Source organism: Shewanella sp. 10N.286.45.A1 (genome assembly GCF_041470405.1).
In the GTDB taxonomy this organism is placed as follows: domain Bacteria; phylum Pseudomonadota; class Gammaproteobacteria; order Enterobacterales; family Shewanellaceae; genus Shewanella.
The window spans coordinates 1-12,388 of sequence record NZ_JBFRMK010000002.1; the positions used below are offsets into that span (position 1 = coordinate 1).

Sequence of the window (12,388 nt, forward strand, 5' to 3'; positions counted from 1 at the left end):
TATTTATATACACCTGTGTAAAAATCAAAATGAATACTAAATACAATAAAAATAAAACACCTCACCAGCAGCATAAAAAATTACAAAGCGTGACTTTAAAGTCATGATGAGGCAGATATAGAGAATAAGCATTCAAGTAAAGAATTCTATCCGCATTTTTATGAAAGCCCTTCCATTTATTTACAATAATTTTACAACTGTAACAACTGTGGATACATTCTTATTCGCAGCCAGTTTTAGAATTGGTAACTGCAAAAACTATAAGAAACAACTAAATATCCTGATTAACATGGAAGACAGTTATGACTACAAGTAAAGTAACAACAGCACTAAGCCTGTCCGTTCTAGCACTTTCGATTTCAGCAAGTGTTAGTGCGGCTCCCTCTTTCACTCCTGGTTTACACAGCAGTACAGCGCAATTAAATAGCGAGAACCCGCTACCTAAGCGTTATATCGTTAAATTTAAAACTGCAGATGCAGCAGCTGGCTTTTCAACTGCAACAAATGCAATTGACGATGCAGAGTATCAACCACGAGCGAACGAAGTCTTTTCTCACTTCCGCGCGCTAAATAGCGTCTCAGCCAAAGAGATGAAGCGTATTGGTCGCAGTAATAGCTATACCGTTAAGTTAGATAGCAACAACATCCAAGCACTAAGATTCCGTGCAGATGTTGATTATGTAGAAGAAGATGTACCCCGTCGCCTGCTAAGTGAAACCACACCTTGGGGTCAAACCTATGTTGGTGCAACGACATTAAGTGACAGTCAAGCCGGCAACCGTACTATCTGTATCATTGACTCTGGTTACGACCGAGGTCATAACGATCTTAACGCCAACAATGTAACCGGCACCAATAACTCTGGTACCGGTAATTGGTTCGATCCTGGTGCGGGTAATGCTCACGGTACTCACGTAGCCGGAACCATAGCAGCAATCGCCAATAATGAAGGTGTGGTTGGTGTAATGCCAAACCAAAATGCCAATATTCATGTCATTAAAGTGTTTAACGCATCAGGTTGGGGATATTCATCATCTCTAGTGTCTGCCGTTGACACTTGTGTGAACAATGGCGCCAACGTAGTAACAATGAGTTTAGGTGGTGCAAGCTCTAGTAACACTGAGAGAAATGCCCTTGCTGCGCATGAAAGCAATGGTGTATTGCTTATCGCTGCCGCGGGTAACGATGGTAATAGCACCCACAGCTACCCAGCTTCTTATGATGCCGTCATGTCTGTAGCTGCAGTAGATAGCAATAAAGACCATGCAGCATTTTCACAATATACCAACCAAGTTGAAATCTCAGGCCCAGGTGAAGCAATTCTTTCCACTGTGACCCGTGGTGAAGGTCGTCTCGCTGATATTACTATTGGGGGTCAGTCTTACTTTGATAATGGCGTAGTACCGCACAATCGCTTTGTTCTGTCCGGTTCAAGCCATGTACCAACGCCATATATTGGTACAGCAACAGCAACGCTTGCAGAATGTACTGTAAACGGTAGCACCTTCAACTGTGGCAATATGGCAAACAAGATCTGTCTTGTAGAGCGTGTTGGTAATCAGGGAGCAAGCTATCCAGAAATAGATGCAGTGAAAGCGTGTAATTCTGCGGGTGCCAGCGGTGTGATTGTTTACAGTAACAGCACACTGCCAGGCCTGCAAAATCCATTTTTAGTTGATAGTAATAACGAAGCACCAATCGTTTCGGTCTCTGTTGACCGTGCTACAGGTCTTGCCCTTCGCAATCAAATTGGTGCATCGGTTACTGTTGCCAATACTGATAACGAAGATTACGAATACTACAACGGTACATCAATGGCGACCCCACACGTATCGGGTGTTGCTACACTGGTATGGAGCCATCATACAGAGTGTAGCGCAGCGCAAGTTCGTGCAGCACTTAACGCGACAGCGGAAGACCTAGAAACTGCAGGTCGTGATAACAATACTGGTTATGGTTTGGTCGATGCTGTTGCAGCAAAAGCCTATCTCGATGAATCTTGTACAGGTCCAACCGATCCAGGTACTGGCGGTGGCGATAACGTACTAGTCAATGGCGTAGCTAAATCTAACCTATCTGGCGCTAAGAATGATGAACTGCACTACTCTATCGACGTACCTGCTGGAGCAACAGACTTAAGCTTTAACATGAGTGGCGGTACTGGTGATGCTGATCTGCACGTTCAGTATGGCGCAGCACCAACGACTGATAGCTATGATTGTCGCCCATGGAAAGGTGGCAATATTGAATCTTGCCCAATTACAACTGCGCAAGCAGGCACTTACTATGTGATGGTGCAAGGTTATAGTGATTTCAGTGGTGTAAACCTTGTGGCTAGCTTTACTGAAGAAACTGGTGGCGGCAACACTGGTGGAGCAGCAACCTACACCAATGACAGTAGCTACAGTATTCCAGATAATAGCAGTGCGGGTGTAACCAGCACTATCGCAGCAGCCCGTACAGGTGATTCTGGAACCATTACCGTGAAGGTCAACATTAGCCATACCTACATTGGTGATTTGCAAGTAGAGCTTCATGGCCCAAGTGGCCAAGTAGCGGTGTTGCATGACAATACCGGAGGCAGTGCTAACGACATAGTAAAAACCTATACTGTTGATATGACGGGTGCGGACTCTGCGGGTAATTGGCAGCTAAAAGCCGTAGACAGTGCAAGACGTGATACAGGTACAATTAACTCTTGGGAGCTGAGCTTCCAGTAAGCCCTAGCTATTGTTGAATGTGTATTTTGAGAGCCTTAGTTAAAGGCTCTCTTTTTTTTGCGCTGTATTGATAACATTTTCGCTGATAAAACTGATATAATTACTGTAATAGCATCTGCAATGAACATACATCATGACCCAAGTAAACAACCCATTACACGGTATTAAGCTAGAAGCCTTACTGACTGACCTTGTCGAGCATTATGGCTGGGAAGAGCTTGGCGAGCGTATCAACGTACGCTGCTTTAAACATGACCCAAGTATTAAATCAAGCCTAAGATTTCTGCGTAAAACCCTTTGGGCCAGAGAGAAAGTCGAATACCTTTACCTAAAGATGAATAAGCTACCTTTACCGGCTAGAAAACCTAGAGAAGATGGCTATCAAGCCAGTGATAAAACATTACGCGCGGCGAAGAACAAAGCAGCTGATAGAGCTAGTGAAGACTCCGATGATAACTCTCAAGTAAATGCCAATATCTGGGGCAATTAACCTCTATGGCAGTCAATAATAAAAAGGCTTAACAATCAGTATTGTTAAGCCTTTTTATTGAGTCACGATACCCGTTGAAACTATACCATTCAGCAAAAGCTATATCGGGAAGTCAAATATAAGTCGCCAAACCTGCACACCGTCTCCGGCTCGATAACTCACACCGAACCTGCTCATATTAAACAGCTCCCAACCCACTGGTTTGGAGAAAGCTAACGTGATCCCCGCCTCAAAGCTGTTGGTCACTAATACATCTTCCTCAAAGGGCGTCACAAATCTTAGCTTGTCAAAATACCAGTAACCAGCGACAAAAAACCGTGGTTCAACACCTACATCAGCCACTTGAAAATGAAAATTAGTGCCAATATCAAGCCCTGATTGAATCGCTGAATAGGTTTCATTGGGTCCATCATCGAGGCTGTTATATCCAGCAAAAAAGATACGATTGACCCAAACTGGGTTGCTATCTTTAAGTTCAAAATCAAGTAAGCTCGACATACCGGCAGAGTAGATAATGACATCATTGCCATTGGTGGTATTCGTGCCAACCCCTAAGTCCGCATAGGTTTGAAACTCATGGATATCAGAGGTGCGAATACGGTATTCGATCCCGGGAGTAAACGTCGCTGTACCAACACTACTAGGAAAATTGCCTTCAGGGAGGTCGCTCCACGTAAAGTTAAAAAAGCCGAGTGATAATGGTGTGCGCAGCACTAAAGACTCTGTTTCTGTGCGCCGGAGATCGAAACTAATTGGAATATTGACAACCGTTGCGTTTTGCCCAGAGGTTCGATAAATACCGCTGCCTAAATAGTTAGCAAAAGCATAATGGCTGTAATCCGTTTCAGCATTAACAGGGAGTGTAAAAAGCAACAGTAAAACTGAAAGGGAACGCACAAGGGCCATCATTAAAAATTAACTTAACTGGTCTCTAATTGAATAGCCCTGAATATAGCGATATAACCTTGAAAAAGCCACGGTTAATGTAGTTTAGTCTTTATCTTCCTCGGTAAAGTGATGCTCAGACATCATATGACCCAATTCAGTAGACTTGGTCTTTAGGTAGCCTTCGTTATAACGATTTTTACCCACCTGCAGTGGAACACGTTCAACGACCTCTAGCCCAAAGCTCTGCATCGCTTTTACTTTTCTAGGGTTATTGGTCATTAACCTGACTTTACTGACACCGATCTGCTCCATCATTGGGATGATCATGTCATATTTACGCATATCGGCTGCAAAGCCTAGACGTTCATTGGCCTCTACTGTATTTGCGCCGCCATCTTGCAGCTCGTAAGCACGGATTTTATTAAGTAATCCAATACCCCGCCCTTCTTGACGTAAATATAGAATAAATCCTTGCCCTGCTTCCGCTATATTTTGCATTGCTGTTTGTAATTGGAAACCGCAATCACAACGCAAACTAAAAAGCGCATCACCCGTTAAGCATTCAGAGTGAATACGGCCTAAAATAGGGCTTTCGGCATCAAATACGCCTAATGTAAGCGCAACATGCTCTTTACCTGTCTCGCTATCTTCAAAGCCATGCATTTCAAAAACACCCCAAGGTGTTGGCAATTTAGAAGACGCGACATATTTAATCGACATGATAAAACCTTAACGACAACTCTCATTCCTTGAGACTGCTGAAATCCTAATAACGATATTAATTTCAAACCAAACTTGCTGAAGAATCAAATCTAATGTTAGACATTACAGTGAACAGGAATACGTTAGACAAATTACAAAGCATTTCAGCGCAGCATAAGCTGCGCGTCTATACATAACCTTGAAGCGGCTCACTAAATGAATAACTTAATAGGCAATTAGCCTAAAATTCTTTCGGAGCAAAGCCTGTGACTTGCTTGATGCCCATTTCGCGACCAAGTGCAGTCATTGGATGCACGACCACCAATCCACGAACTGATTTTTTCAGTTTACCCATGTCAGCTTGCTCGGCTTTGGTCAAGACACGGCTAAATTTGAGGTCTTTAACCGATGCACCTTCTTTACCTAGCTCACGTGACTGCTGATTTTTAACATTGGCAATGCGCTTAGTTAATGTCGCAATTTCACGTTTAAATTGGATTATGACCCCAGGATCATCACGCTTTTCAGCTGCTGCTAACTTTCGACGAAATTTGTCGAGCTTATCGTTGAGCGTTTGCAGCTCCTGCTTTAAATTCATTTACTAACCTTAAATTCAAATCTAAATAACTTATCTAGAAACAAAAACAGCCCCAAATTATCTTGACGCTGTTTATCATTATTGCCTCATTATAACAGCATATAGTGCAATATTACCTAGGTTTATGCCTAGCTTATCTCAGATAATGGATAACTTGGTTGCTGCTACCTCTAAAAACTAAACTTGGATCGGCTAGTGATTGTTCAAATTTGCCATCAATTACCACATTAACCAACTCAACAATGGCTTGTTGCTCAGCAGTTAGCTCATCAAGTAAATAGCCTGTCCACAGCCAAATATCTTTACCTGGACATTGCTCTTTTACTCGTGTGACCAGCCCAAGTATCGCGTCGATATTACCCGGGAACAGTGGATCACCACCCGACAAAGAAAGGCCGCGCCTTTTTATCCTGCTATCATTGAGATCATCAATAATGGTTTGTACCATCTGCTCATCAAACTGGTGACCTGAGCATGGATTCCAGGTTGACTGATTATAGCAACCACGGCATTGATGCTCACAGCCAGAAACAAACAGCGTCGCTCTAGTGCCTGGTCCATTAATCACATCGGTTTGATAGTATTGATGATAATGCATAAAAATCTCTTTCTAGATAACAAAAAGGTGCCGATGAGAGCACCTTATACCAATTCCATTAAGGATATACTCAGTTCAGAGCTTTCTCAGGGCTTTCAATTCAAGGCGCATTATTGAAGAAATGGTTATTCCCTTTTGAGACAATGCAACGTAGCAGTGAAAGTCCTGAGAAGCTCACAACGTGCGGGTTTAAAATCATTTAATACAGCGCATGTGGCATTCGATATAGAATAACTATTAGCGATAAGCCACTTACTTGTCTAAAGTGATTTAAACTCCCGCTGAATGAGCAACACTTTAATGGAGTTGGTATTATTGGCTTTACCGCGCCCCGATACTAAAGGTGCTTGATGCGGCGCTTAACCTCTTCTTGCTTACCATAATTAAATGGTCTTGCATCAGGACTACCTAAATAGCCACATACTCGGCGTGTTACCGACACTCTGCTAGGTTCATGGTTGCCGCATTTAGGGCAGGTAAAACCTTTGCTGGTACAGCTAAATTCACCGGTAAAACCACAGTCGTAACACTCATCAATCGGTGTATTGGTGCCGTAATAAGGTACTCTTGAATAGCTGTAGTCCCAGACATTTTCCAATGCTTCAACATTGTTCTGCATATTGGGGAACTCGCCGTAACAGATAAACCCACCGTTTGCGATTTCTGGGTAAGGCTGTTCAAAGTCAATTTTATCGTACGGGTTAACTTGCTTTTCCACATCTAAATGGAAACTGTTGGTGTAGTAACCTTTAGCAGTTACCCCATCAACTACACCGAATACTTTGGCGTCAAGATTACAGAAACGGCTACACAAATTTTCACTTGGCGTGCTGTAAAGACTAAAAGCGTAACCCGACTCTGCTTTCCATTTATCAGTTGCCGCTTTTAAATATTGAATCACTTCAATTGCTTTAGCGCGCAACAATGCATTGTCATATAGATGCGTTTCGGTGCCATAAAGTGCATTTATGGTTTCATGCAAGCCAATGTAACCAAGCGAAATTGAAGCGCGGCCATTCTTAAATATCTCAGAGATATCATCATCAGCGCGTAATCGAACGCCACAAGCGCCTTCCATGTAAAGAATCGGTGCGACTCGTGCTTTAACACCTTCTAAACGTTCTATTCGAGTATCTAACGCTTTGCGAGCAATGGTTAAACGCTTATCTAAAATCCTGTAGAATTCAGCTTCATCGCCTTTAGCTTCAAGCGCAACTCGTGGCAAGTTTAAGCTCACAACACCAAGGTTGTTGCGTCCTTCGTGCACTAACTCGCCCTCTTCCTCAAAGGTACCGAGGAAGCTACGGCAACCCATTGGGGTTTTAAATGAACCCGTTACCTTTTCTACTTGTTCGTAATTGAGGATATCCGGGTACATACGCGTAGTCGCACATTTTAATGCAAGCTGCTTGATGTCGTAGTTACAGTCACCGTCTTTGTGATTAATACCATCACGAATGGCAAACACAAGCTTAGGGAATACTGCAGTTTTGCGGTTCTTACCTAAACCAGCAATACGCACTTTCATCATCGACTGTTGAATAAGTCTAGATTCCCAAGATGTGCCAAGTCCAAAACCAAAGGTAACAAACGGCGTTTGACCATTGGCGGTATGCAAGGTGTTGACTTCATATTCGAGTGACTGAAATGCATCATGACACTCTTTTTCGGTCAATGAGGTCGCAAATGCTTTGGCATCTGTAATACCCCAAGTCAATGCCACTTGGTAATGCTTGTCATAACTTTTGGCAACAAAAGGTGCTAGCACTTCATCAATACGATTAATAGTGGTGCCGCCATAAATATGGCTAGCGACTTGGGCAATAATCTGTGCAGTAACGGCTGTCGCTGTTGAAATTGATTTAGGCGTTTCAATCTCAGCATTGCCCATCTTAAAACCTTTGGTCAACATGCCACTGAGATCGATCAGCATACAGTTGAACATCGGGAAGAATGGCGCATAGTCTAAGTCATGATAGTGAATTTCACCTGACTCGTGTGCGGCAACGACATCTTTTGGCAAAATATGGCATTTGGCGTAGTGCTTAGCCACAATACCCGCTAATAGATCGCGCTGAGTTGGGATCACTTTCGAATCTTTATTGGCATTTTCATTTAGCAGCGCTGCATTGCTCTGCTCAACAAGACCACGGATCTCTTTATTTAGTCGACTACTAACTTCGCGCTTTATATCTCGATCATGGCGGTATTCTATGTATACTCGCGCCAATGATTTATAAGGCCCTTCCATCAATAAGTTTTCGACGGCATCTTGCAAATCGTGAATGTTTATTTCATCTAACATAGCGACAGAATCGGCAGCATTTTTTGCCACTTTTTCTGCATAGGCGCTATCATCAATACCTGCCGAGTTAGCAGCCGCTATCACTGCATCTTTAATCCTTGTTTCGTCAAAAGGCGTACGGTAACCATCCCGTTTAATAACCACTGGCATTGTATAGCTCCTATTTAGCATCATCCACAAGCAACACTACATATAGTATTACTTTAAATCAAAATCACAATATGTGGCGCATTAAGCTATAAAAAGACAACTAGTACTTTGATCCAGATCATTATTTTACACAACGAAGATAATAAGAAAAAATAACTGGGGACGATCCCGCTTATCTAAAATTATGCCCTTGACGATGGCTATTAAGACCGCTAGTAGCAGGATAAAATTGGGATAAATTGTGGATAAGAAATTAGGCGGCTAGAATGCCTTAGTTTAACCCTCTGCTACAACAGTAGGAATTAGTTTTAACTGGTATTAAAGCCCAAATTCACCGCCGTTAAAACGGTGAAATAGTGGGCCGCTCAGCATGTAATAGAATTGTTTTTTTACTCACCACAGTCTATGAGCGCTACTTTAATAAACTAGACGCTTTAATGTTGCTTTGCCAGTGCCAAATAACTATTTAGTTGACCTGTTGCCTGTTGATGTTCACCTGTCATAGAGGCCAGCTGCATTAACGACTTAATACCTTGATACTGGTTTTCTTGTTGTTCAGTCAGTGGCCTATCAGATTCCAATAGTGCAGTGATCTCGCTTGCCACTCGATTCGCCTTTTGAGCTATCACTGGCGATTGAATCGCATCCATCGTGCCCATCACCCATTTTGCTTCATCTAAGATGCCGGCTAACTCTCTATCTTCTTTGCTATTGGTGAGCGTTGCCCGCTGTTCATCAATAAAGTCAGCTAAAGACTGCTCTTCACTTTGGGGGATATCAAAGCCGCTATTAGTCAAACGATTCAACTGACCATCAGACAAAATACCATCTTGGTATAAGCGTTGAATAAGACTGGGTAGCTTTTCGCTGCTAAAACTACCATCTTGGAAGAAATCTTTCGCCATCGCTTCAATCTTTTGCGCTCGCTCTGCGCGGCCTGATAATACAAGACCATTATCATCCTTGCTGGCAGCATTTGAAGCTGATGTTGAAGCGTTAGCATTAACACCTTGAACACCATTAGCACTGCCAACACTTGATTGGCTGCCAGAAGCACCATAGGCATCAGCTAGAACGGTACCGCTGTTTACAGAGTTATTGATACTACTTAATGGGTTCATCGTCAAAAATTCGGCGTTAGCTTAATCATGCAACGATTAAAGCAGGAACTATGCCGTTTTTTAAAAGATAAAATTGACTGCTTACTTTTGATTCAACTGCGTAGTCAAGTTTAGGCAAAGTACTCGCAGAGATTCTATCTCCTGCTCAGTCATACTCACCTTCTCTAATAGTGTTTGCTTTTGTGACAGCGCGTCGGCTTGTAACGCCAACCCAGTGTCCGTTAATGCAATCACTTTCTTACGCTCATCGGTTTCATCTGGTAGCCGCTGCAGAAACAATTTTGTCTCCAATCGCTTTACGATTGGTGTCAACGTGCCCATGTCCAAACGCGTAGCCTGAGATAACTGCGTCATACTCGCTCTATCTTTTAGCCATAGCGCTTGCATAACCAAATATTGTGGATAGGTCAGTTCATACTGGTCCAACAAAGGGCGGTAGGCGCGCATCAGTGCATTGCCAGCGGTGTACAGCGCAAAACATACATTATCTGATAAACATGCAGGACTATCATTATTTGACACTTAGTTATCCACCACTGGTTAGTACCTCGATTAATCGTGCCAATTTTACCTGACTAGAATTAACAAAACTAGCCAATCTGCATTTAATTTGCGCAGAGTTATTTTGCGCACAAACTATTTGCATCACTTTTAATCTTTAGTTATGATGCGGGCAATTACTTTGCGCACAAACAAAAATAAAGGATCACTATGAACGCTAAGCAAATCCAACTTAAATCTCGCCCTGAAGGTCTACCTAACGCTAGCAATTTTGCGGAAGCTGAAGTGGCATTAGCAGCCATTAAAGACGGTGAGTTTTTAGTTAAAAACTTATGGATGTCTGTCGACCCATACATGCGCGGCCGCATGATTGATAGAAAGAGCTACATTGCACCTTTTGAAATAGGCGCTGTACTTGAAGGTGGTGCGATTGGTGAAGTGATAGAATCGAACAATAATGAGTTTCCTGTTGGCAGCAAGGTTAACAGTATGCACGGCTGGCGCAGCCATTATGTGACTGACGGCACAGAGATTACTCGCCTGCCTCAAACACCTATCAGCGAATCACATTTCTTAGGTGTACTTGGTATGCCTGGTATGACTGCTTGGACAGGTCTTAACCGTATCGCTGAATTAAAATCGGGCGAAACCCTGTTTGTCTCTGCAGCATCGGGGGCCGTTGGTAGTGTTGCGGTACAAATTGGCAAACTCATGGGCGCCCGAGTGGTTGCGTCGGTTGGTTCTGATGAGAAAGCAGAGCACATCAAGTCACTCGGTGTAGATGCTGTGATCAACTACAAAACCTGTGGCGACCTTACGGCAGCGTTAGCACAAGCTGCGCCAGAAGGTATTGACGTCTACTTCGAGAATGTCGGCGGCGAACACTTAACCGCAGCGCTTAACAATATGAAGGATCATGGTCGAATAGCTGTATGCGGCATGATTGCCCAGTATAACGATACGACGCCAACGCCGGGACCTGCAAACTTAGCGCAAATCATCATGAAGAAGTTAAAAATTGAAGGCTTTATCGTGTTTGAACATTGGGCACATTACCCAGAATTTGCCAAGCAGATGGGCCAATGGTTAGCTGAAGGTAAAGTCACTGCAGAGCAAACGGTTTATGAAGGTCTATCAAACGCACCGGACGCATTTATCGGATTATTCGAAGGTAAAAACCGCGGCAAGATGGTTGTGAAGTTAGCTTAAGCCGTATTTTCATAACGACATTAAAAAAGGGCGTTAAGCCCTTTTTTAATGTCTGATTTTAAGCCTTTACTCGGCTATCTGGTGTGGTGCTAAAGCGGCTTTAATAAGGTGAGCAACTTGCTCAACAGCAGCCTCCCCCGCGGCAATGGCCTCTTCAGCGCGATGAAACTCCATGGTGCCGATATCGCCCAGATCCGGCACAATACAAATATCTGGCGGGTCGCCCATTAATCGAGCTCTTTTATGCCGTTGCTCTAATATGTCCATAGATTGCGACATTACCGCTAACATTCCTGGGTTTGGGCTTTGACTACTTTCAAGTTTGTGCCCTAAAGAGAGTTTGTCGGTGAGCCCGCTAATATAGTCTCGTCCTCGAGCTAACAGATCGGTAAAGCCTTTTTCCTGATGTTTATCCGCTTCCGCTTCCTCTTCTACTGTTGGCTTATTACTCTTCATATTAACGGGCAGGACTTGCATACGTCCTCTGCGTAAACCATGAAGATCGACCGCAATCACAATATCTACGCCCATTGCTCGACTAACAGAAACCGGTACAGGATTCACTACCGCGCCGTCCACCAGCCAACGCTCGCCCACTTTTACGGGCGGCAAAATCCCCGGCATAGAGCATGATGCTCTCACCGCATGGCGTAGATCTCCTTCTGTAAACCAGATCTCTTGACCCGAATAAAGATCAGTTGCTACGGCAGCAAACGGTTTTTTAAGTTGTTCAATCTGCATATCGCCCATGCGCTTTTGCAACACATCGAATACTTTCTCTCCGCCGATTAAGCCACCTTTGCGCCAACTTAAATCCATTAACCCCAGCACGTCCCAGCTACTAAAGCTGCGTACCCAGTTTTCTAGCTCTGCTAAATTATCATTAGCGTATGCCGCGCCAACCACTGCACCGATGGAACAACCTGCAATTTTATCTGGGTAAACCCCCAGTTTAGCCAGCCCATTGAGCACACCAATATGTGCCCAGCCCTTTGCAGCGCCACTTCCTAAGGCCAGTCCTATTCGAACCGAGTGATTTTTTTCTACCACAATCTTGACCCCCAAAGCCAATAAATGAGCTCAACTAAGAACAGCTAGCATTTTTT

11 protein-coding genes are annotated in these 12,388 nt (G+C 43.5%); 3 read left to right on the forward strand and 8 right to left on the reverse strand.

Features of this window, described 5'->3' with window-relative positions; all coding sequences use genetic code 11:
* Positions 1–302: 302 nt before the first annotated feature.
* Positions 303–2,720, forward strand: coding sequence for a S8 family serine peptidase (locus tag AB4238_RS00100; RefSeq protein ID WP_372030543.1), 2,418 nt, complete (start codon positions 303–305; stop codon positions 2,718–2,720).
* Between the two features lie 133 nt (positions 2,721–2,853).
* Positions 2,854–3,210, forward strand: coding sequence for a VF530 family DNA-binding protein (locus tag AB4238_RS00105; RefSeq protein ID WP_372030544.1), 357 nt, complete (start codon positions 2,854–2,856; stop codon positions 3,208–3,210).
* Positions 3,211–3,309: 99 nt separating this feature from the next.
* Here AB4238_RS00105 and AB4238_RS00110 read toward each other — a convergent pair whose 3' ends face one another.
* The 7 genes from AB4238_RS00110 to AB4238_RS00140 form a co-directional block, all read right to left on the reverse strand.
* Positions 3,310–4,119 carry a hypothetical protein gene (locus AB4238_RS00110; RefSeq protein ID WP_372030545.1) on the reverse strand — a complete coding sequence of 270 codons (810 nt, stop codon included), beginning with the start codon at positions 4,117–4,119 and terminating at the stop codon, positions 3,310–3,312.
* An 81-nt stretch (positions 4,120–4,200) separates the two neighbouring features.
* The gene (gene ribA, locus AB4238_RS00115) at positions 4,201–4,818 is read right to left on the reverse strand and encodes a GTP cyclohydrolase II (RefSeq protein WP_371990702.1); all 618 of its coding nucleotides are present in this window, start codon (positions 4,816–4,818) and stop codon (positions 4,201–4,203) included.
* 223 nt (positions 4,819–5,041) lie between these two features.
* Positions 5,042–5,398, reverse strand: coding sequence for a YibL family ribosome-associated protein (locus AB4238_RS00120; RefSeq protein ID WP_044555947.1), 357 nt, complete (start codon positions 5,396–5,398; stop codon positions 5,042–5,044).
* Positions 5,399–5,531: 133 nt separating this feature from the next.
* Positions 5,532–5,996: an anaerobic ribonucleoside-triphosphate reductase-activating protein gene (gene nrdG / locus AB4238_RS00125; RefSeq protein WP_372030546.1), complete on the reverse strand. Its 465-nt coding sequence runs from the start codon at positions 5,994–5,996 to the stop codon at positions 5,532–5,534.
* 337 nt (positions 5,997–6,333) lie between these two features.
* Positions 6,334–8,451, reverse strand: a complete 2,118-nt coding sequence (gene nrdD, locus AB4238_RS00130; protein WP_372030547.1) for an anaerobic ribonucleoside-triphosphate reductase — start codon at positions 8,449–8,451, stop codon at positions 6,334–6,336.
* A 434-nt stretch (positions 8,452–8,885) separates the two neighbouring features.
* The gene (locus tag AB4238_RS00135) at positions 8,886–9,572 is read right to left on the reverse strand and encodes a hypothetical protein (protein ID WP_372030548.1); all 687 of its coding nucleotides are present in this window, start codon (positions 9,570–9,572) and stop codon (positions 8,886–8,888) included.
* Positions 9,573–9,653: 81 nt separating this feature from the next.
* Entirely contained in the window at positions 9,654–10,094 is a 441-nt protein-coding gene (locus tag AB4238_RS00140) for a MarR family winged helix-turn-helix transcriptional regulator (protein ID WP_372030549.1), read from the reverse strand.
* A 189-nt stretch (positions 10,095–10,283) separates the two neighbouring features.
* Here AB4238_RS00140 and AB4238_RS00145 point away from each other — a divergent pair, with 189 nt between their 5' ends.
* Positions 10,284–11,282 (forward strand): NADP-dependent oxidoreductase, encoded by a 999-nt coding sequence (locus AB4238_RS00145; RefSeq protein WP_372030550.1) that lies wholly within the window; start codon positions 10,284–10,286, stop codon positions 11,280–11,282.
* Between the two features lie 66 nt (positions 11,283–11,348).
* Here the strand turns inward: AB4238_RS00145 and rssA are convergent, their stop codons facing one another.
* Complete coding sequence (rssA, locus tag AB4238_RS00150) at positions 11,349–12,332, reverse strand: patatin-like phospholipase RssA (protein ID WP_372030551.1); 984 nt, start codon at positions 12,330–12,332, stop codon at positions 11,349–11,351.
* Positions 12,333–12,388 lie beyond the last annotated feature (56 nt).